The organism is Mesorhizobium wenxiniae, from assembly GCF_002284535.1.
GTDB lineage: Bacteria > Pseudomonadota > Alphaproteobacteria > Rhizobiales > Rhizobiaceae > Mesorhizobium > Mesorhizobium wenxiniae.
The window spans coordinates 321605-341181 of the sequence record NZ_NPKH01000039.1; the positions used below are offsets into that span (position 1 = coordinate 321605).

Here is a 19577-nt window from a genome sequence, read left to right on the forward strand (position 1 = left end):
TCACCACCCGGCCCTTCGCAGGCTCAGGGCGTTCGAAGCTCGAAAAGCCAAGCAATTGGCTTCTCGTCCGCTAACGCGGACCGCTTCTCACCCCTTAAAATCCTTCGCCAGCAGATAAAGCTCGACCGACTCGTCCCGCGAGGCCGGCGGCTTGACGTGATGGACCGAGCGGAAATTCTGCTTGAGCCTGGCGAGCAATTCGTTCTCGGCGCCGCCCTGAAACGTCTTGGCAAGGAAATGGCCGCCCGGCTTCAACACCGAAAGGGCGAAATCAGCCGCCACCTCGCACAGATACATCGTGCGGATGTGATCGGTCCGGCGGTGGCCGGTCGTCGGCGCCGCCATGTCGGACAAAACGATGTCCGGTTGGCCACCGAGCGTTTCGGCGAGCTTTTCCGGCGCCTGCGGGTCGAGAAAATCCATCAACAGCACCGGCGCGCCGGGCACCGCGTCCATCTCCAGATAGTCGATGCCGACGACATGCGGGTGTTCGGCCGTCGATTTCGTCCGCGCGGCGGCGACCTGGCACCAGCCGCCGGGTGCCGCACCAAGGTCGATGACCTTCATGCCGGGCTTGAGCAGATGGTGCTTGTCGTCGATCTCGATCAGCTTGTAGGCCGCGCGCGAGCGGTAGCCGTCGGCCTTCGAACGCTGGACATAGGGGTCGTTCATGTGGCGCTGCAGCCAACGGCGCGACGATTCCTTCAGGCCGCTCTTCTTCTTGATCCGCGTCTTCAGCACGCGAATGCCGGCAGAGCCTGGTTTTTCCGGCTTCTTGGTCATCGCCTATCACGCCCATTGCTGCGCCAGACGCCGTCGTCGGCCATCAATTCGCTCAATATGCCCTCGCGCAGGCCGCGGTCGGCGACACGCAGCCTTTCGGACGGCCACACCGCGCGGATCGCTTCCAGGATGGCGCAGCCGGCCAGCACCAGATCGGCGCGATCGGCGCCGATGCAAGGGTTGGCGACGCGCTGCTGGAAATCCCAGCCGACCAGCTTCTCGACCATGCGGTCGACGCTGTCGCGGTCCATCCACAGCCCGTCGACCCGGCGGCGGTCGTAGCGTTCCAGGTCAAGGTGGACGCCGGCGAGCGTCGTCACGGTGCCCGAGGTGCCGAGCAAATGAAATTTCGGGCTGGCGAGCACATGGCTGAGCCGGTCGCGCCCATCAAAGGCATGCAGGCGCACAGCCACATCTTCGACCATGGCGGCGAAAACCTCGCGGGTGACGGTGCGGCCGCCGAAGCGCTCGGCCAGCGAAACCACCCCGACCGGCAGCGACGTCCAGGAGACGATATGGTTGGCGAGCCTCGGCGAGCGGTGGCCGGTGAGGTCGATCAGCGCGATTTCCGAGGAGCCGCCGCCGATGTCGAACAGGACGACGCCTTGCGTGTCGCGGTCGACCAGCGAGCCGCAGCCCGAAACCGCCAGCCGCGCCTCGGTCTGGCGGTCGATGATTTCGAGCTTCAAGCCGGCCTCGCGCTCGACGCGGTCGAGGAACTCGGCGCCGTTCGCGGCCGTGCGGCAGGCTTCAGTGGCGATCAGCCGCGCCTTCCTGATCTTGCGGCTGCGCAATTTGTCGCCGCAGATCTTCAGCGCCTCGACCGCACGATCCATCGCCGGCTGCCCAAGCCGGCCATTGGCGGTGAGGCCCTCGCCCAACCTGACGATGCGCGAGAAAGCGTCGATGACGCGGAACTGGCCGTGGCGCGTCGGCACCGCCACCAGCAGCCGGCAATTGTTCGTGCCGAGATCGAGTGCCGCAAACACCGGCAGTTCCTGTGCCGGCGAGCGGCGAACATCCTGCTCCGGCCTGCTTGGCGCAGCTGAGGGCAAAGGCGCGACGATCGCCTCGGGAGGACGGCTGGCTGGGGCGCTGTCGGAGGCCGCCGACAGCCCGGCCGCCGCGAGGTGTGCGTCATCGCGCACGAAAACCTTGCGGCCGCGCCGGCGTTTGCGCCGCTTCCTGGTCTTGGCCTTCTGATTCTGGCCATTCTGATGCTGGGACGCGTCGCCTGCCTGTCCGTGACCGGACCAAGGCAGCACCGGGCGGCCATTCTGCCGACCGGCGGATGGGCTTGCCTGGCCTGAAGGCGGCGGCGAAGCCCTGGACACGCCCACTTCCGGCGCGCCAGCGCCGGTGTCGTGGTCTTCCACTGTCGTTCCTTCCGGCGCCGCGCGAACCGGAGATCGGACGCAGCAGGCGCTTTCATGTGTTCTAAGTTGCCGCCAGACTAGCAGCGCCGGGCCGGATCACCAAGAGCGCAGGGGCCGAATTTTGCCGGCGGCATGAAGCGGCAGCAGGAAGAGCCGCGCGTTGCCGGTTGAATAGCCGGCTTCGATAAGGCATTTCTGAAATGGCGGAATGGAACATTCGGAATCGCGGCCAGTTTCCCTGACGCGAACCGAAAGAGGGCAACGGGGCTGCAACGCATGATCGTCACGCCATGAACTGGAGGCGCTATTTCTGGCCGGTCGTCGGCATTGCGGCGGTCGTATTCTCGCTGTGGCTGCTGCTGCACGAACTGCGCGGCATCTCGCTCGACGATGTCTGGGACGGCATCGTCGCCATCCCTGGCCGCGGCTGGATGCTCGCCGCGCTGAGCTCGGTCATCGCTTATGCATCGCTGGCCGGCTACGACCACATCGCGCTCCTGCATATCGGCAAGAAGGTCTCTTGGCTCTTCGTCACCTTCTGCTCATTCACCACCTATGCGCTGTCGCACAACATCGGCGGCTCGGTATTTTCAGGCGCGGTGATCCGCTACCGCGCCTACGGAACCAGGGGCCTGACCGGAAAGGATGTCGGCGTGCTGGTGGCGATCTGCTGGATAACCTTCGTGCTGTCGACGATCCTCGTCTCCGGCCTCGTGCTGGTCTTCGAGCCTGAAATCATCGACCGGTTCTCCGGCGCACCGCATCATGGCCTGACCATGGCCGCGGGCGTCGCCATGCTGCTGTTGGTGGCGACCTATGTCTTCGGCAGCTGGCTGCATCTCAGGCCATTGAAGATCGGCAGCTTCCAGATCCATTATCCGGCGCTGCCGATCGTCGCGCGGCAATTGCTGATCGGCCCGATCGAGCTTTTGGCGGCGGCGGCGATCATCTTCTTCGCCCTGCCTGTATCAGGTAATCCCGGCTATTTCGTCGTGCTCGGCGTTTTCCTGGTGTCGTTCTCGGTCGCCCAGATCTCGCATGCGCCGGGCGGGCTCGGCGTGTTCGAGGTCGTCTTCCTCGCCGGGCTGTCGCACATGGACCCGGTCGGCGTGCTGGCGGCGCTGCTGGTGTTCCGGCTGTTCTACCTGATCATCCCGCTGGTGATAGCGCTCGGAGTGGTGCTGTACTTCGAGCACTCGCAGCTCGGTCGGGGTGGGAATTGAGGGGCACCGGCCCTTCTTCCTTCTCCTCTTGTTGTGGGAGAAGGTGGATCGACGCGCAGCGCCGAGCCGGATGAGGGGTGTTGGATGGAACGCGGCGATGCCAAGCTGGAACACCCCTCATCCGGCCGAGCTTCGCTCGGCCACCTTCTCCCACAACAAGGGGAGAAGGAAGAGCCCACGAGACAAACGGCTCGCCCCGGAATGGGCTAGAGTGAGGGCAAGTCAAAACCGGAAGCAATCGCGCCGATTGAAATGCCTGGGCAGGCTTGACTATTTTCCGGCGGCGGCTACAAGGCACGCGCGGCGCCATCGCCGCCCTGCCCGCGCGGTTTTCTTCAACCGGGCCTGCTGGGGAATAGGTTAACGGTAGACCCACGGACTCTGACTCCGTTAGTCCTGGTTCGAATCCAGGTTCCCCAGCCAGATCTCACTTTTCGCAGATTTGGCCCAGTCGTCAGCCCCAACGCGGGCGGCAGAAGTCACAGTTTCCGCAAGCATGTCAAAGGGTTGGCGGAACGTAGCGACCACTTCGCCATCCTCCCAAGTGCAGTTCGATAGCACAAAGTTGGCAACCGGCGTTTTTCGCGCGGTTCCTGCATGGCGAACAGCCTTTGGGCATTCCGGGCCAGGTCGAGAAGCGCAACGCCTTCGTCCAGATAGGATTTGTCGGCGTTCTGGTGCCACTCGATATCTCGCGTTGGCAGCGGTTCTGCTCCTCGCGCCACTGGTTCGACATTTTCTCGAAGAAGGCCGTGTCGACCACCGATAAGTGCCAGGGCAACCCGGCCACCTGCCGCCGCAAATATGTTCGCGAGGAAGCGCTCGAAGCACAGTTCACCGAATTGCTTGGACGGCTGAAGTTCGACGACGAGGTGCTCGAATGGATGCGCGATGCGTTGCACGCCAGCCACGCCGACGAGCGCAGCGAGCACGAGGAAGCGATCAGGCGCTGGTGCCAGTCGAGCTATGGGAGCGCGTTCAGGGCGTGCTCGACGGCCGCTTCGCCAGCAAGGCTAAGCGCGGCCGGCACGACTTCGCCTTTTCGGGCCTGATCGCCTGCCATGCCTGCGGCTGCGCGCCGTGGTCGGCGAGATCAAGAAGGAACGTTACGTCTATTATCATTGCACCGGATACGGCCTCGTGCTTGCCCTGAATGAGCTTGCCGTTCCATTCGAACCAGCCGGTATAGAGTCGATTGCGCAGGATGGTGTGAACCGTGCTCACCGGGACATTCGCACCGCTCTTGGGATAAGTGAGGCCCGCCACATGCGCCTTGCGCGCCGCTTCCTTGAGCGAAATGTCGCCGCGCGCATACCATTCGAATAGCCGCACCACGACCGGCGACAGCGCCGGGTCGGTGGCGATGATCTTCTTGCCGTCCGGGCCGGTGATGTTGCGATAGCCGAGCGGCGTCTTGGTCGGCCATATGCCCTGCTCGGCCTTTTCCTGCATGCCCTTGCGGGCTTCCTCGGACAGGTTGTCGATGTAGTTCTTCGCCATCAGCACCTTGATGCCGTGCATGAACTTTTCCGAGGATCGCGACTCGCGCGAGAGCACCACGCCTTCCTTCGGGAAGTGCATTTCCACGTCGAGGTCGTCGACCGTCACCCAATCCTTGAGGTTGCGATAGAGGCGGTCGGTCTTCTCGACCAGCATCACGCGAACGGACGGATGCGCCTTGAGGTAGGCGACCATCTCGCCGAACGCGGCGCGGCCGGTCTGCTTGGCGGTTTCAACGTCGATGTATTCCTGCGCAACCGCGAAGCCGCTCGCCGCCGCGTATTCCTTGAGCAGCTTCAACTGCGCCGGGATCGAGAAGCCTTCCTTCTCCTGCTCCTTGGAGGAGACGCGGGCATAGATCACCGCCTGTTTGCGGGCGGGATCGGCGGCGGGTGCGGGTTTGGTGGCTCTTTTCATGTCGTTTAGTGTAACCTAAACACACTCTGACCGCAAGACTGTCATAGAGTCAACCGAACAATTTGGAGGCGTCTATCTCGTCGCCTTCGTCGTCACTATCGCCTGCAATAGCGTCGAGGTGGCCCTCCTTCGGAACAACGTGCTTGATAGCAAATGTGACGGTTTTGCCCGAAGCGAGTATCTCGCGGATCAACGGCCCGAGAATGGCGGATTGTTCGATTGAGGTCCCAACCCAAGACCCCGCGACAAGGCCGACGAACTCCGAATTGTTGATACGACGCCCCACATTCTCATAGGTGAGAACATTGCCGCCCTTGGAACCTTTGAGCTTCCCCGCTGCGTCCGCACGCTTCCAAAGGTCCAGCGGAAGATAGATGCCCTTAAACAAGCCCTTGTCATCGGGATTGAACACGACGCGCGGACAAAATTTCAGAAAAAAGGGGTTATCCGAGAACCGATAGCCGTCAGGATCGTCGCCCGATTGTATCTTGTTCAACTCCGCCAGCAGCGCGTCCATTCGGGCGATCTCTTGGACAAACTGGTCGCCCGCCTGCCATCGAAATTCCGACTGATCTTTGCCTTTCTCCATTGCCTTGTATTGAACCATGACAAACGAGCGATACGCTTCATTGAAATAAATAAGGTCCGCCCCGGTTTGCTGCTCCAGAGGCAACCTGTTCGCCATGATGACGGTTAGCCGCACAGCAGGGTTTTCCGTCTTCTGGAACACTTTCGATCCATAGTGCGTCACTTCGCGGATCGCCTCGAAGCCAGGCACGATTGAAAAATCCGCCAACAGCATCGCATCTTCGCGAACTTGCGCGCCGGGAAGGCCATCCAGAAAAGTTTGTTGCGAGCCATCAACCGGTTGCCAGGCCAGAAGCTCGTCTTTCGAGATGCCGCTGATTTCCAGAGCGATCCCGAGAGTCTCTTTCTGATATGCGAGGTTTTCCTTCGCGCGGGGTTCAAAGCGTCGCAAAGCTTCGCGGCGGCGCTCCGAATAGCGCGTCAATCGCACGCCGACCGACGCATCGAGTTCCACGATTCGATCGACGAATGCGCCAAGGGTTTTTGGCGGCAGGATGCCGCCGCCCGTCAACACACGTTCGAGATGGGCTTGAACCCTTCTTGGAACGCCGCTCTTGAGTTCGTCGAACGCGATCGGGCGAGAGAGCGGTTTCAAGTCCTGCATGTTAAGTCGCGCGAGACTTGTGCCAGCAGAAGCGCCTCTTTTACCGTCCGCAATATGGGTGATCTTCATGTCTTCAAACGACGCGAAGACAACCAGCGGCGCGCGGCGACTGTGCTCGAAGTTTGGAACCGGCTCAGCGACAAATGGCGAGGAACGATAGAATGAACCCCCGTTCTCAGCTTCGTGCAGGAGCACCTCGCGCCGATCGGTCGGGACCTTAAGCACATAGCCTGCTGCCGCGATGCTCATTCGACCGCTTCCATTTGGTCAATAACAACACTTTGGCTATCCATTGCGCACACCCATGAGGTGCAAGGCGTGTCCGATGAAATCCGCAGCATCGTTGGACCGATCGGCCAGCCGCTTGATCTTGCGGCCCTCCGGGTCCCACTGATCCACCTGCGTCTTCTGCTGCCGATAGCGGTGGAACCGGTCCCAGATGAACGCCAGCATTTCTGCCCAGAGCAGTTGCGCCACTTCGGGATACGCCGCCGCAATGCCCTCGCTTCGGTCGCGCCCCACCGCTACGAGGCGGATGCGAAGCGTGTCGCTGCGGTGGAAGCCCGCCCGATAGATGTCCGCCGCCGCCGCTTCGATCCGGTCGGCTGGAAGGCATCCTATCGCTGCAAGCACGCGATGGACATTCTGCCGATCTTGCCGCGTCCACGGCCCGTTCAAAGTGCAAGGCTGATTTGTCTTCACCTCAGCAATTGCGATGTCGATTAGATCGTCGGACAGCGCGAGCTGCTGCACGTCGTCGGCCATGATATCGTTCGGATCATCGAACAGGCGCTCGGCACGAAACGGAAATCGAACTGCCAGCAGATCGGCGTCCGTGCGCTGGCCGCCGCGCCTTTCCGGGTGGACGACGAAGTTCTCGATCTGCAGGAAGCCGTTCAAGCGGAAATACCAGTAAGCCACATTCTCGGGATCGAGGTGCTCCACCACGCGCCTTTCCGGCACGCGGTTCATTCCGCCGCCTCCAGTTCGCGATCCTCGGCCGGCGCCAACGCTTCGGCCAGGAGGGCGTCGAGCAGGCGGCGGCGGGTGGCGGCGGTGCCGGTGAGGTTTGCCTCCAGCCGGTCGCAGAGCGCCATCAGCGTATCGACCTTGGCGATGATGCGGTGTTGTTCGGCGAGCGGCGGGAGGGGAATTGGCATCCGTCGGAAATCGCCGACGTTCACACCTTGCAAAGCTACTCCCTTCGTCTCACCCGAAAGCCACGCCTGGCAGAACGGTGCGTCGATGGTGAGGCGCACGTATTGCGAGTTCACAAGGTCACAAATCGGGAACCGGAGCATATGCTGCGTAATGTTTCCTCCCGCCAACTCTGGCGGCACGAACGCAGTCTTGCCGATCGTGCCATCTTTCGAGACGAGCAAATCTCCCGGCGCGAGTGTGGTCTTCTGGAATTTTGCAGCGCGCTTGGGATCACATTTCGGAAGACTGGAAACATCAATTATGCCCGTCTTCATTTCCGTAACTCGAACTGTGGGCACGCCGTCTGAAACCCATTCCGGCTTCAAAATGCCGTAGGTCACGGTCTCGTTCGGGCGCACAAGCGCGTCCACCGAAGCCCACTCCCATCCGCCAGGAAGTGGAAAGGCATCTGCGAGGGCATCATTGTCCGGTGCAAGATCAGATGGCTTTCGCTTCTTTGTCCACGGCAAAGCGAAAATGCGATTCAGCAACTCCTTGGCTGGTTCGTCGTTGAGTTCTTGCGGCACGAGTTTGCCGCGTACGGCGAGGTTCAGGATTGTCTGGCGCAAGGCCTTGATCTGGTCGGGGCGCGTGGTCAGCGCGGGCAGCGCGTCGAGGGCGAAGCGGGCGTCGGCCTGGAAGGTGTCGGGATCTGGCGTGCTAAGGCGGGCGAGGCTTGCCGCCGCAAGCCGGTCGCGCAGGCCCTCGCGCCTTGCCCGCGCCGTCGCCAGCCGGTCGCACAGGCCCATCAATTCATCGACCTTGGCAACGATGCGGCGCTGTTCGGCGAGCGGTGGGAGGGGAATTTCAATCCCGTTCACCTGCTTTGCGGACAGGTGCTTGACTGTCGTGAGCGAGGTTTGCCCGTGCAGATGGTCCAGTATGAATTGAAGCGGAAGTCTCACGAATTCGGGATCAACGCCGCATCGCCACCCATTGATCCGCATGACTCGCTGATTAAGCAGGCCATCAATTCCACGCCAACGACGCAAATTGAAGTCGCCGTCCATGCCGACGAGATAGTCGCCTGCGGTCACTAGATAGGCTGGGTCGTAGTCGCCTTCGAAATATGCTTCGGCATCCGTGTTGGATATGTCGCGGATGCGGATAAGAGGCATTCCCCGTTTTGCGGAATTAAACTTACCGGATGCGAAAGCGAAGCCGTAGCTCGGACGGGCAATTTCGATCAATCGAGCCCAAACCCAATGAGAGGCGGGCGTGAATGGAAGGGCTTTGCGGTCAATCCGAACAAAGCTACTCGGTTCACGAAATTCACCCGCCTTCACCAGGCGCGCCTTCTCTTTTGCGATCCGATTCAACAGTTCCTGCGCAGTTTCGTCGCCCGGCTCCTGCGGCACGAGCTTGCCGCGCACGGCCAGATCGAGAATGAAGCGTCGCAGCCGGGCAATCGCGTCGGGCGAGTCGGCGATCTGCTCGTAATGCGCCAGCAGGCATTCTGCGTTCATCGGGCCAACGCCTCGGCCAGAATCGCCTTCAACTGGTCGCGATACTCCGCCGTCTCGGCTTCGGCGCGGGCAAGATCGGCCATCAGCGTTTCCGGGTCGCCATGATCGTCGGCCACCGCGTGGGGGTTCTTGATGTCGAGATTGTAGCCGCGCGCCTTCACCTCCTCGGCCGTGACGCGCCACGCCTGCGGCGTCTCCTCGCGGTCTTTACGCGCCTTGCCGCCCCACCAGTCGATGCAGTTCTGGAAATGCTCCAGCCGGATCGGCCTGGTCATCGAATAGGCTTTCTGACCTTCCGGCACGCGGTGCTCGTAGAACCAGATGTCCTTGGTGGCTTGGCCCTTCTCGAAGAACAAAAGGTTGGTCCCGATCGAGGCGTAGGGCTTGAACACGGAATTGGGCAGGCGCACGATGGTGTGGAGGTTGCACTCCTCCATCAGATGTTCCTTGAGCCGCGTCTTGACGCCCTCGCCGAACAGCGTGCCGTCCGGCAGCACTACGGCGGCGCGGCCGTCCTGCTTCAAGAGGCGCACGATCAGGGCGAGGAACAGATCGGCGGTTTCCTTGGTGCGGAAGGTCGGGAAATTGTTCTCGATGCCGTCTTCCTCCTTTCCGCCGAACGGCGGATTGGTGACGACGATATCGACGCGCTCGTCCTTGCTCCACGAAATGAGCGGCCGGGCCAGCGTGTTGTCGTGGCGCACGAAGCTCGGGTCCTCGATGCCGTGCAGCAGCATGTTGGTGACGCAGAGCATGTGGGGAAGCTGCTTCTTCTCCACCGCTCGCAAGGCGCCCTGCATCGTCTCGCGCTGCTTCGGGGTGCGGACGTAGCCCTTGCTCTCCATGTAGCGGATTGCGCAGGTCAAGAAGCCACCCGTGCCGCAGGCCGGATCGAACAGGATTTCGCCGGGATGCGGGTCGATGCGATCGACCATGAACGCGGTGACGGCGCGCGGGGTGTAATATTCGCCGGCATTGCCGGCCGATTGCAAATCGTTGAGCAACTGCTCGTAGAACTCGCCGAAGTGCCGCCGCTCGTCGAGATTGTTGAAATCGACCTGATTGATTTTGTTCACCACCTGCCGCAGCAACTGGCCGGATTTCATGTAATTGTAGGCGTCCTCGAACACGTCGCGCACCACGCGGCGGCGGTCGCCGGGCTTGGCGGACACAGCCAAGCCCTTCAGCGCCGGGAACAGCTCGTCATTGATGAAATCGAGCATAGCCTGCCCGGTGATGCCCTCCGGGTCTGCCGCCCAATTGCGCCACTGGAATCTCTCCGGGAGCGGCGAGCGATAATCGGAATACGTTTCCTCCAGGTCCTGATCCTGATCGTCGATGATCTTGAGGAAGAACAGCCAGGTGAGCTGGCTGATGCGCTGCGCATCGCCATCGACGCCCACGTCCTGACGCATGATGTCCTGAATGGATTTGACGGTGGTGCGAACAATCATGGCTATGCGGTTTCCTGATAAATTGCGTCTTGCATCTCGTGAACGGCCTGCTCGAAAGCCACCTTCCCGCCGAACGCTTGAAGAAGCTCGCGCCGAGTGCCGAGGGTATTGAGCGGCGGGATTAGTAGAACGTTCGTGTCCTCGAGGTTCAGCATTCCCTCATCGCGATACTTTTCCAGAAGCGCATCGAGCACAGCACGGGCCCGCGGCCCGTATTTCGTGAACACATCGCGCTTCTTCACGTTTTCGGCCCGCTCGCGGCGGGTCAGCGGCTTCCTGTCGAAGGCGACATGGCAGATCAGATCGAAAGGGTCGAGACCCTTTCCCAGCTCATCGGCGATGGCGTCGAGCGGCAAGCCCTCGGCTTCCAGTTCCTCGATGATCGCCTGCTTGCGCTCCGCCGATTTCCAGCGCTTGAGGAAATCGTCGAGGCTGGCGAAGCGCTTCTTCAGCGCCGTCTTGGTGAAGTCGCGCAGGGATTCGGTGACGAGCTTGCCGTTCTCGTCGAGATATTCGACACGCTCGGCGAGGACACGGGCGCCGACGCCATCGACATAAATCTTGCGGATCGGATCGCCGGGCAGGAACGGCAAGCCCGGCTGATCGACCACGGTTTCATCCGCGCCGGGTGTGGGCGGGACCGCGTCGTCGCCGGTGGGCGGCGCGTCATCTGACGGTGTGATCGGATCGCCGTCGCCGGGCGTGTAAATCTGCACCGGATCGCCGTCGAAATCCGGGTCGGCGAAATGGCTCGTCGCGCCGCGAAAGTCGATCAGCGTGAAAAAGAACTTCTTGGTGTCCTCGTGCACGCGGGTTCCGCGCCCGACAATCTGCTTGAACTCGGTCATCGAGCCGACCGCGCGATCAAGCACGATCAGCCGGCAGGTCTGCGCATCGACGCCGGTCGAGAGAAGACGCGAGGTTGTCACCATCACGGGATATTTCGATTCCGGGTCGATGAAGTTGCCGAGCTGGTCCTGACCTTCCTTGTCGCTGCCGGTGATGCGCATGACATAGCGCTGGTTTTCGGCGACCAGATCGGCGTTCTCGTTGACGAGCGCCTGCCGCGTCCGCGCCGCATGCTCCTGATCGACGCAGAACACGATAGTCTTCTGGAAGCGGTCGCCGCTCTCCTTCAGGAACTCGGTGATTTTTTTCGCGGTCAGCACCGTGCGGTCGTCGAGCACGATGTGGCGGTCGAAATCCTTGGCGTTATAGATGCGGTCCTCGACCTCGTTGCCGTCGCGGTCGAGTTGGCCGAGTTCCGGGCGATAGCCCTCCACGTCGCGGTCGATGTGGACCTTGATGACCTTGTAGGGCGCCAGGAACCCGTCGCTGATGCCCTGCTTCAGCGAATAGGTGAAGACCGGCTCGCCGAAATAATCGCTGTTGGAGACGTATTCGGTTTCCTTCGGCGTGGCGGTGAGGCCGATCTGCGTCGCGCCCGAGAAATGTTCGAGGATTTCGCGCCAGGCCGAATCCTCGGCGGCGCTGCCGCGATGGCATTCGTCGATCACGATCAGGTCGAAGAAGCCCGGCGAGAACTCGCGATAGAGCTTCTGCCGATCCTCCGGCCCGGTGATCGCCTGATAGAGCCCGAGATAGATTTCGAAGGCGGTGTCGATGCGGCGCTTGTTGTCGAGCGCCAGCGTGAGGTCGATCTTTGTGCCGTCCTGCCGTTCGATGGTCTTGGCGTTGGTCGAAAGCTTCGCCATCGCCGCGCCGAACGGGCGAAAATCGTTCACCATCGTCTGGTCGATCAGCACATTGCGGTCGGCGAGGAACAGGATGCGCTTCTTGCGGCCCGCCTTCCACAAACGCCAGATGATCTGAAACGCCGTGTACGTTTTGCCCGTGCCGGTCGCCATGACCAGCAGCACCCGGTCGCGGCCCTTGGCGATGGCCTCGATCGCGGCGTTGACGGCGTTCACCTGATAATAGCGCGGGGCCTTGCCGCTGCCGTCGTCGAAATAGTCCTGAAGCACGATCTTTTCGGCTTCCGCGTCGAGGCCCCTCCATGCCCGATAGCGCGCCCACAGGTCGGCCGGCGACGGGAAGGCGTCGAGGCCGAGGTTGGTTTCGACCGGAACGCTCCGCCCGGTGCGGTCGTGGAACACGAAGCCGTCGCCGTTCGAGGAAAACACGAAGGGGATATCAAGCGTCGCGGCGTAGTCGAGGCCCTGCTGGATGCCGTGGCCGACGCTGTGATTGTTGTCCTTGGCCTCGATCAGCGCGATCGGGATGTTCGGCTTGTAGTAAAGAACGAAGTCGGCCTTCTTCGCCTTGCCGCGATAGGTCATTTTGCCGCGCACGATGATCCGGCCCTTGGTGAAATAGACCTCCTCCCGAACCTGCACCATCTCGTCCCAGCCGGCCCGCTTGACGGCCGGCAGGATGAACTTCGTGCAGATATCGCGTTCGGTGAGGCTCCGTTTATCCATCGTCGCGGGCGAATCCCCCAATCGTCCAAGTCAAAAACTAGTATTGGTACGGATGCAAACATACAAGCCGCTCAACAAAGCCCGACCGGCGGCCCTGATCTCGAAAAGGCCCACCGCATTCAATCCTCGCCGTCGACCTGTTCGACAAGATCCTTCATATCGCGCAAAAGTGCCATCAATTCCCGCCGTTCAGCGATGGCCTCGGTGGTATAGCGCCCATGCTTGAAGGCGTGGCTATTGCCCTTGGCCGCTCCCGGCGCCTTGCCGCCGTGCATCCGGCAGCGCCCGTTGGCCATCACGGGCGACTGGCACGGCGTCCCTTTGCGGGTCCGGGCAAGGCAGCGCGGACTCAGGTGCATGGGCAATTTGCTTTGCATGGGGTTGTTCCTCAAGTTTGTTGCGATCCCCACCCCCGGGTTGGTCGGGCGGGGTGGCGACCATGCCGACCACTGCTTGCCCTCCCGCATGGACGTGGACGTGTTCGACCGTGACCTTTTGCTGGCCCTTGCCACGATGACGGTTGAGGGCTTCGAGCAGCGCCGCATAGGTGCGCGACAGCTTGTTGGCTTGGGCGAGGTTCTCGCGCCGGCCCTCGAAGGTCTGTTCGCCGATCATGGCGCGCCGGTAGCATTCCATCGCGGCGTTGTGGGCGGCGACCAGTTGCGCCGCCATCATGCCTTCCAGTTCGTCCTTCGGCGCAATGCCCATCAATGCCGCGATCGTGGCGCCTAATTGCTTGTCGCGCGTGTTGGCGTCCGAGTTTTTCGTCCACAACGCCTGCATCGCCTGATTGGCAAGCGTATTGTTCCATTGATCCGATTTCGATCCGCCGATGTCTTTCAGCCGCCCCTTTCGATCCTCGGGATCGTCGGCAACCACTGTGTTCGGCTTGGTGGCAGGCTTCTTCGTGCTCATGACGATATCCTCATGTCGGGATTCCAAAGCTTGATAGGGCGGCGACCGCCTCGGCCTTCCGACTTGCGTCCCAGGCGGTCCAGCAGCGCGAATGCAGCCAGGCATGGCAGGTCTGTTCGGTGCCGAACGGCAGCAGCTTGTCGTGGGCATGTCCGCCGCCACCGCAGCCGAGGCAGCGTCCGGACGGCGAGCGCACCGGATTGCAGTTCAGCCATTCGGCGACGCAGCAGGCCAAGGCGCGGGCCTCGGCGGACGCGCGCGGCAGCCCGCCATCGAACTCGGCGATTGCAGCCCGTTCGTCGAACAAGGCCCGCCAGTCCTCGCCCGACCAGCCGTCATCGCCTTGGCGAAGCAGCGCGACCACGCCCGCCTTGTGACGCGAAAGCAGGGCCACCACGGCCGCAAGTGGCGCGGCGTCGGCGTACAGCGTGAGGGCGTCGCCGTCGATCCCGATCGACACGCCAGCATCGCGCGCGGCCTTCAGAGCTTGGAAGGCGCTCATAGCCTCGCCCTCCAGCCCGTATTTTCCGGCGCGGATTGGCGCGGGTGCCTTGCGTCCGCATCGTCCGCTTCGGTCGTGGCGTTGGATGTCAACGGATTGGCGCGGACGGTTGCGCCGGTCTCGCCCGCTGAACCGTCCGCGACCTTGCCGACCGTCCGCAAGCCCGGCGATGCGATGCCGTTGCCGGAACTGGCCTTCGGCAGATCGGCGGGCGGTGCGGACGATGCGGACGGTCGCGCCCCTCCGGTTTCTGGCGACGCAAATTTGCCGGTCGTGGTGATGCAGATCATCCGTGTCCGCGCCCTGCCTTCGCGCTCGAAGCCGATGTCGATGCCGATCTTGCGCAGGAACGTCGCCGCCCGGCGCAATCGGCCCGCCAGCGCCCGAGGGCTTTCGGGCCATGTCTTCGACTTGGGGACGCGCTCCCCCGACATTTCGGCAAGGGCGCCCAGAAGCTCCGAGGCGGTTCCCGTCCACTCCGTCCGCGCGGTCATGACGGCGCGCACGGCGGCGGCGATCGGATCGGCGTCGATCACGCCGTCCACCGCCTCGTCACGATTGCCGCAATAAGCCGACCAGAACGTGCCCGATGACCAAAGCGCGGTTTCGCAGGCCGTCGCCCACAAGGCGAAATCAGCCATGCGCGGCAGCTTGTCGAGCTTTGTGCGCGGCAGTTCGGCCAGGCCTTTCGCCACCGCATCAAGCAGCACGCCAAGCAAGCGCGGGCGTTCAGCTTCGAATGCTGCCCACAATTCCTGCTCGGGTCGGCGGCGTTCCTCGGGGATCGGCTCCAGCGTTAGAAACACGGCGCGATCGGCTAGGTCGGGCCTTGTGACGATATCCTCGATCCCGTTCAGGATCACCGGCCGGGCAGCGTCGAACAGCACTTCGTCCTGATCGGAATAAAGCTGGCGCACCGCGAACCCGCCGCCAGTGGCAAGGCGGCAAAGCGTGTCCGAAATCCAGAGGGCAGGCCTGATACATTGTCGAAGGCGAGCACATGGCCGTTGCTGGCGGCGATGAACAGATCGCGATCCTCGCGCGGCAAGGCCCGAAGCGGCGCGGTGTTGGGATCCAGCAACGCCCTGAGGATCGCCGAGAAGGTGGACTTCGCCGATCCCTGCTCGCCCGAAAGCACGATCACCGGATAGGGACCCCGATTGCGAAGGCAGGCGAGCGCCCAGGCGACCACCAGCACGAAATCGGCGTCGGTCTGCACGTTTAGGAACGAGCGCAGCGTGGCGACCGATCCGCCGCGCGCCGGGATCGGGATCGGCTTCATGCCGGAAGCGCGGCGAAAGCGAACGGGCGGGTTGTCGATCACGCGCCAGCCGGTGGCGTCGATCTCCACGGCGCGCCATGTTTCATCGCCGAGGTCGAGATAGAGCCGGCCGTCGAGCCCGCCGACGCGGATGTGGACCTGCCGTTCAGGCGCATCGAAATGCGCCTTGGCCTCGATCACGTTCAGCGCCGATTGCAGCGCTTCCGAACTCGGCGCGCCGCCCGTCTCCTCGAAGAAGCTGCGGGCGAGCCAGCGGCGAAAACCCTTGGCGCGGATCGGCCAGGTTTCGCGATGGCCGTTGATGTCGAGGTCGGCGAAGCCGGCGCCGTCCGGTGTGTGGAACAGTTCGGCGGTTTGGGCGAGGCCGATCAGGACATCGGCCTGCGTCGGCCCGCGCCCGCTTGGCGTCCCGTTCTCCTCGGCGATGGCGTCATCAAGCGCCGTCACCCGGCATCCGGCCTTCTTCAATTGCGAGCGCTGCGCCTCGAAGGCGGCGCGGTTCTCCTTCTTCAGCGCCGCGAGTGCCTCCAGCGCCTCGGGCATGAAGGGCGCGCCAGGATCGGCGACGGTCTTCTCGGCCAATCCCGCAAGGGGATCGTGCAGGTCTTCGGCGGCGTCGATGACGTCCGCGATCAGCAGACCTGGTTCAACAGTGGCGTCGGGGTTCATCGCGCGCCCTCCATGAAAGACGGCGTGCCGAGCTGGAGCAGATCGTTGAAATCCATGCCTTGCGGCGGGCGGGCGATCCGAACACGCCGCCCTTCGCGCCTCCAGCGTCGCGCACAATCCTGCGCCGCCGCTTCGCCGGGTTCGTCGCCATCGGCGAGAACGATCACGTCACGAACGTCGCGCGGCAGATCGAGCGACCGAAGGCCCGAGGTTGAAAGCGCCGCCCAGGCGGTGTTTCCCGTCGCCTGCATGGCCGCAAGGCAGGTCTCAATCCCTTCGCCGATCATCAGAACGGCGCCGGGCTCGCCGAGACGGATTGCACCGCCACGACAAGGCCCCAGCATCATCTTCGCTGGATCGACTGGCGCCTTGCCGCCGCCGTCGCGGGCAAGAAAGGTGCGGTGAACCGCGATCGGCGATCCGGTGGCGCCATGCGTCACGAGCGCCACCATCGCGGGCCAAACGCCGCCCGAGGGGTGTTTCAGGCCGGCATGGAAGCGCACGGCCGGCGAAGGCGGAAGGTCGAGCCCGCGCGAACGCAGATAGGTCGCGATGGGCGTTCCCTCGGCCGCTTGCGATGCCTGCCAGATCGGCAGCGCCGCCTCGCTGCGCTTCAGGGCGTCGGCGTCGAGTTCCTCGGCAATCCGGCGGCGATGATTGCGGACTGTACCCAAAACCCGTCCAGTCGTTTGCCACAGGCCGCGCTCTTGAAGGGCGGCGATTACGTCGCGCTGCTCGCAGCCGGCATGGCAGCGCACCAGCACCTTGCCGTCCTTGCCCGCACTGATCGAAAGGCTAGGGCTCCGATCGTCATGCACCGGGCAGCGGGCCATCCATGTTGCGCCCGCGCGGTGCCCGCCAAGGGCCTTGGCGATGGTTTCAGCGGTCATGGCGCACCTCGCCATCGTTCTTGGCGGGCGCAACGGCGTCATTGGCGGCAGCAAGCCTTTCGGCTCGCGACCATTCGGCGAGCACGTCGAAGAAGCCGGTGACATCGTGCATGATCTGGCGGGCGTCCTCGTCGGTGAGGTCGCGCGCGATGCGCGATTGCCAGAGTTGCCGGGTGCGGGCGATCTGCTTGTCCGTGTCATTGTCGTTAGCAGCGTCGAGACGTTTCATCGAAGACCTCACGGGCGGTTCCGCCGCTCCGTGCTCCTGGCCTCCGGTCTCGGAATCCCACCGATGACGCTGGACCCAAAGGGATTTGCATCTTCAGGCGTCCCCGTCTCAGGGATCGCCGGTCGCTCTTGTGTCTTCGACCGCCTTAGCGGGGCACCTCGTCCTCGGGGATCGTGAACTTATGGCTTTTGCCTGCCCGGATCACGAGCTGGCGCTTGCCGCCGTTGGCGACCTCGCAGGCGATCGAATAGTCGAAGAAGCCGTGCTTGAGGCCATCGACGACAAGCCCTTCGAGCCGGTCGAGGGCTTCGCCGACCTGGCCGGCCTTGGCGCGCTGGAACGGCGGGGTGGTTTGCGGTTCAGCCATTGTGCAGCAATCCCTTCATGTCCTTGATGGTGGCGGCGAAGGCCAAGGGCCGAACGCTGGTCTCGTCGCCATAAAAGGCCCATCACATCGGCGCGCCGGGTGGCGCGATCCCGAAAGACGAACACCTTGTGCCGTCCCTCGTCGCGAAGGTTCACAAGCTCGTAACCGGCACAGCGCAGGAAGCAGGCGAGATAGAAATCGCGCGTCTCGAACGCGGCGCCTGCTCGCTTCGGTTCCTCGCGGATTGCTCGTTCAGTTGACACTTGACGGTCTCCTCAAAAAAAAAGGGGTTCACGAGCCATCGGACAGAAGCCGCTGAAGCGGCACCGTCCGGTGCAGCAGCCCGAGCTTTTCGAGCCGGATGCGCATGGCGATCGGCGAAACGAGGAATTTCTCGGCGAAGGGCTTGGCGAAGCTATCGAGCGCCTGATCTTCACCTTCCCTTATCCTGGCATCGCCAACACGGCAGTTCAGGCGGGCGATCTGGACGAAGGGGTGGTCGATCGGTTCGGAAGGCTGAAGAACCCGCTGCTTGCGGTCGGGGAATGCTTCGTCCCAGGCGGCGAAGACCAGCTTGCGCGGCATCAGCACGCAGGAAGCATAGAGGTCGGCCTGCAATTCGATCCGCGCCTTGGCCTGGCTGGATCGGCAGATCACGCTCGGCGGCGCGTTGGCATCGAGGAGCGAGGTCTGCGCCGGGTCCTTGCTGAACAGCCCGCGATGCAGGCGCCAGTGGCCGACCTCATGGGCGGCCGTGTAGCGATAGCGCCCTTCCCTGGCCCAATTGGCGTCGGGATCAAGGCTTTCGTCGATCACGATCCGCTTCTCCTCGAAGAAGATGGCGCCGAGGATGTCGGAATCGAACCCGATGCTACGCGGCACGCCGAACAGCCGGTGCGTGTCGTCGAACTCGATACCGATCTTCAGGTGCTTCTCGATGATGTCGTCTATCGCGATCGGCGCTTCGATCACGACGCCGCGCGCATGGGCATATTCGGCGAGTAGCGCCTGCGCGTCCTTTTCGATCGCCTCATCGGGCACATAGGAAACGAACTTGGTCATTGATCGCCGATCCTCATCTGCATCTTCGAAACCGCCATCGCCTGATCAGGCGCTCACTTGTCCTTCGCCTTCTGCGCGTTGCGGGCCAGCCGGGCGATGTCTTCCGTCGTCAATCCCTTTGTGGTCCGAAGCAGCGCCGCCAGTTCCACCGGGTGGCGCTTGATGATGTCCGACAGGTCGGTCGACACGCGGCCCGCCCGCGCCAGCAACTCGTCCACATCGCAGTCGATGATCTGCGCAAGCGCCTTGACCTTGTCCTCGGCCGGCGGCGCGAACTCGTCGCGCTCCACCTTCGACAGATAGGTCGGGCTCACCCCGATCATCTTCGCCATTTCCCGCAAGCCGATGTCCTTCGCCTCACGCGCGCGGCGAACGAACTCGCCGAACTTCTCCCCTGACATGCCAGTCTCTCCCGTCCAGTGTTTATGAACCACTTTACAGAGATATCGCCGATTCGCGCCGAGCCGTCAACTGATACCTAAACACTTCCGGTGAATGGCGCTTCAGGCGGCGAGCCGAAGCTCGCGAACGCCCTGAAAAGTACGTAAAGTTGCGCCCCTCGCCATGGGATTGATTTTAGGTCAATCTCCTCCGAAGCCTCGGAGCAGG

General features: G+C 63.0%; 20 protein-coding genes, 1 tRNA gene and 1 pseudogene. 3 read left to right on the top strand and 19 right to left on the bottom strand.

Annotated elements, in window-relative coordinates; translation table 11 throughout:
• Window positions 1–87: 87 nt before the first annotated feature.
• Both CIT31_RS31805 and CIT31_RS31810 read right to left on the bottom strand, forming a co-directional pair.
• Window positions 88–783 (bottom strand): RlmE family RNA methyltransferase, encoded by a 696-nt coding sequence (locus tag CIT31_RS31805; RefSeq protein ID WP_095521757.1) that lies wholly within the window; start codon window positions 781–783, stop codon window positions 88–90.
• Complete coding sequence (locus CIT31_RS31810; protein ID WP_095521758.1) at window positions 780–2159, bottom strand: Ppx/GppA phosphatase family protein; 1380 nt, start codon at window positions 2157–2159, stop codon at window positions 780–782. Before CIT31_RS31810 ends, CIT31_RS31805 begins: the two co-directional genes overlap by 4 nt.
• 290 nt (window positions 2160–2449) lie before the next feature.
• Between CIT31_RS31810 and CIT31_RS31815 the strand changes: the two genes are divergently transcribed.
• The 3 genes from CIT31_RS31815 to CIT31_RS34530 all read left to right on the top strand — a co-directional run bounded on the left by CIT31_RS31815 (window position 2450) and on the right by CIT31_RS34530 (window position 4434).
• Window positions 2450–3382, top strand: coding sequence for a lysylphosphatidylglycerol synthase domain-containing protein (locus CIT31_RS31815; RefSeq protein WP_095521759.1), 933 nt, complete (start codon window positions 2450–2452; stop codon window positions 3380–3382).
• A 349-nt stretch (window positions 3383–3731) separates the two neighbouring features.
• Window positions 3732–3805, top strand: a tRNA-Gln gene (locus CIT31_RS31820).
• A 188-nt stretch (window positions 3806–3993) separates the two neighbouring features.
• On the top strand, window positions 3994–4434 hold the full coding sequence (locus CIT31_RS34530) for a hypothetical protein (protein ID WP_165778613.1): 441 nt from the start codon (window positions 3994–3996) through the stop codon (window positions 4432–4434).
• On the opposite strand, the gene CIT31_RS31835 is transcribed toward CIT31_RS34530, so the two are convergent.
• From CIT31_RS31835 to CIT31_RS31905, 17 genes and pseudogenes are all read right to left on the bottom strand, one after another.
• Window positions 4361–5299: a recombinase family protein gene (locus CIT31_RS31835; RefSeq protein ID WP_245316535.1), complete on the bottom strand. Its 939-nt coding sequence runs from the start codon at window positions 5297–5299 to the stop codon at window positions 4361–4363. The two genes, CIT31_RS34530 and CIT31_RS31835, sit on opposite strands and share 74 nt — an antisense overlap.
• A 49-nt stretch (window positions 5300–5348) precedes the next feature.
• Window positions 5349–6740: a hypothetical protein gene (locus CIT31_RS31840; RefSeq protein ID WP_095521760.1), complete on the bottom strand. Its 1392-nt coding sequence runs from the start codon at window positions 6738–6740 to the stop codon at window positions 5349–5351.
• Between the two features lie 36 nt (window positions 6741–6776).
• A complete protein-coding gene (locus CIT31_RS31845; RefSeq protein WP_095521761.1) occupies window positions 6777–7463 on the bottom strand; it encodes a hypothetical protein in 687 nt (228 codons plus the stop codon).
• Window positions 7460–9157 (bottom strand): restriction endonuclease subunit S, encoded by a 1698-nt coding sequence (locus tag CIT31_RS31850; protein ID WP_095521762.1) that lies wholly within the window; start codon window positions 9155–9157, stop codon window positions 7460–7462. The genes CIT31_RS31845 and CIT31_RS31850 overlap by 4 nt, the downstream gene beginning before the upstream one ends.
• A complete protein-coding gene (locus CIT31_RS31855; RefSeq protein WP_095521763.1) occupies window positions 9154–10611 on the bottom strand; it encodes a type I restriction-modification system subunit M in 1458 nt (485 codons plus the stop codon). Before CIT31_RS31855 ends, CIT31_RS31850 begins: the two co-directional genes overlap by 4 nt.
• A 2-nt stretch (window positions 10612–10613) precedes the next feature.
• Window positions 10614–13052 carry an EcoAI/FtnUII family type I restriction enzme subunit R gene (hsdR, locus tag CIT31_RS31860; RefSeq protein WP_095521764.1) on the bottom strand — a complete coding sequence of 813 codons (2439 nt, stop codon included), beginning with the start codon at window positions 13050–13052 and terminating at the stop codon, window positions 10614–10616.
• A gap of 119 nt (window positions 13053–13171) precedes the next feature.
• Window positions 13172–13351, bottom strand: a complete 180-nt coding sequence (locus CIT31_RS34535; RefSeq protein WP_280950421.1) for a hypothetical protein — start codon at window positions 13349–13351, stop codon at window positions 13172–13174.
• Complete coding sequence (locus CIT31_RS31865; protein WP_245316536.1) at window positions 13287–13931, bottom strand: hypothetical protein; 645 nt, start codon at window positions 13929–13931, stop codon at window positions 13287–13289. Before CIT31_RS31865 ends, CIT31_RS34535 begins: the two co-directional genes overlap by 65 nt.
• Before the next feature lie 46 nt (window positions 13932–13977).
• Window positions 13978–14469, bottom strand: a complete 492-nt coding sequence (locus CIT31_RS31870) for a hypothetical protein (protein ID WP_095521766.1) — start codon at window positions 14467–14469, stop codon at window positions 13978–13980.
• Window positions 14466–15386: a hypothetical protein gene (locus tag CIT31_RS35580; protein ID WP_245316537.1), complete on the bottom strand. Its 921-nt coding sequence runs from the start codon at window positions 15384–15386 to the stop codon at window positions 14466–14468. The genes CIT31_RS31870 and CIT31_RS35580 overlap by 4 nt, the downstream gene beginning before the upstream one ends.
• Window positions 15329–16420, bottom strand: a complete 1092-nt coding sequence (locus CIT31_RS35585; protein WP_245316538.1) for a hypothetical protein — start codon at window positions 16418–16420, stop codon at window positions 15329–15331. The genes CIT31_RS35580 and CIT31_RS35585 overlap by 58 nt, the downstream gene beginning before the upstream one ends.
• The gene (locus CIT31_RS31880; protein ID WP_095521767.1) at window positions 16417–17310 is read right to left on the bottom strand and encodes a DUF7146 domain-containing protein; all 894 of its coding nucleotides are present in this window, start codon (window positions 17308–17310) and stop codon (window positions 16417–16419) included. Before CIT31_RS31880 ends, CIT31_RS35585 begins: the two co-directional genes overlap by 4 nt.
• A complete protein-coding gene (locus tag CIT31_RS31885; protein WP_095521768.1) occupies window positions 17300–17539 on the bottom strand; it encodes a hypothetical protein in 240 nt (79 codons plus the stop codon). Before CIT31_RS31885 ends, CIT31_RS31880 begins: the two co-directional genes overlap by 11 nt.
• A 145-nt stretch (window positions 17540–17684) precedes the next feature.
• Entirely contained in the window at window positions 17685–17906 is a 222-nt protein-coding gene (locus tag CIT31_RS31890) for a hypothetical protein (protein WP_095521769.1), read from the bottom strand.
• A 155-nt stretch (window positions 17907–18061) separates the two neighbouring features.
• Window positions 18062–18169, bottom strand: a pseudogene (locus tag CIT31_RS35590) (DUF5659 domain-containing protein); the annotation flags it as partial.
• Window positions 18170–18197: 28 nt separating this feature from the next.
• Window positions 18198–18968, bottom strand: coding sequence for an ImmA/IrrE family metallo-endopeptidase (locus CIT31_RS31900; protein ID WP_095521770.1), 771 nt, complete (start codon window positions 18966–18968; stop codon window positions 18198–18200).
• A 53-nt stretch (window positions 18969–19021) separates the two neighbouring features.
• Window positions 19022–19369 carry a helix-turn-helix domain-containing protein gene (locus tag CIT31_RS31905; RefSeq protein ID WP_095521771.1) on the bottom strand — a complete coding sequence of 116 codons (348 nt, stop codon included), beginning with the start codon at window positions 19367–19369 and terminating at the stop codon, window positions 19022–19024.
• Window positions 19370–19577: the final 208 nt, after the last annotated feature.

What these genes read in the sequence shown, in the direction of transcription:
- hsdR (WP_095521764.1), bottom strand. Translation starts at nt 13,052, where the DNA reads ATGGATAAACGGAGCCTCACCGAACGCGATATCTGCACGAAGTTCATC.
- CIT31_RS31885 (WP_095521768.1), bottom strand. Translation starts at nt 17,539, where the DNA reads ATGAAACGTCTCGACGCTGCTAACGACAATGACACGGACAAGCAGATC.
- CIT31_RS31855 (WP_095521763.1), bottom strand. Translation starts at nt 10,611, where the DNA reads ATGATTGTTCGCACCACCGTCAAATCCATTCAGGACATCATGCGTCAG.
- CIT31_RS31850 (WP_095521762.1), bottom strand. Translation starts at nt 9,157, where the DNA reads ATGAACGCAGAATGCCTGCTGGCGCATTACGAGCAGATCGCCGACTCG.
- CIT31_RS31815 (WP_095521759.1), top strand. Translation starts at nt 2,450, where the DNA reads ATGAACTGGAGGCGCTATTTCTGGCCGGTCGTCGGCATTGCGGCGGTC.
- CIT31_RS31890 (WP_095521769.1), bottom strand. Translation starts at nt 17,906, where the DNA reads ATGGCTGAACCGCAAACCACCCCGCCGTTCCAGCGCGCCAAGGCCGGC.
- CIT31_RS31835 (WP_245316535.1), bottom strand. Translation starts at nt 5,299, where the DNA reads ATGAAAAGAGCCACCAAACCCGCACCCGCCGCCGATCCCGCCCGCAAA.
- CIT31_RS31900 (WP_095521770.1), bottom strand. Translation starts at nt 18,968, where the DNA reads ATGACCAAGTTCGTTTCCTATGTGCCCGATGAGGCGATCGAAAAGGAC.
- CIT31_RS31870 (WP_095521766.1), bottom strand. Translation starts at nt 14,469, where the DNA reads ATGAGCGCCTTCCAAGCTCTGAAGGCCGCGCGCGATGCTGGCGTGTCG.
- CIT31_RS31845 (WP_095521761.1), bottom strand. Translation starts at nt 7,463, where the DNA reads ATGAACCGCGTGCCGGAAAGGCGCGTGGTGGAGCACCTCGATCCCGAG.
- CIT31_RS31805 (WP_095521757.1), bottom strand. Translation starts at nt 783, where the DNA reads ATGACCAAGAAGCCGGAAAAACCAGGCTCTGCCGGCATTCGCGTGCTG.
- CIT31_RS35585 (WP_245316538.1), bottom strand. Translation starts at nt 16,420, where the DNA reads ATGAACCCCGACGCCACTGTTGAACCAGGTCTGCTGATCGCGGACGTC.
- CIT31_RS31880 (WP_095521767.1), bottom strand. Translation starts at nt 17,310, where the DNA reads ATGACCGCTGAAACCATCGCCAAGGCCCTTGGCGGGCACCGCGCGGGC.
- CIT31_RS31905 (WP_095521771.1), bottom strand. Translation starts at nt 19,369, where the DNA reads ATGTCAGGGGAGAAGTTCGGCGAGTTCGTTCGCCGCGCGCGTGAGGCG.
- CIT31_RS31840 (WP_095521760.1), bottom strand. Translation starts at nt 6,740, where the DNA reads ATGAGCATCGCGGCAGCAGGCTATGTGCTTAAGGTCCCGACCGATCGG.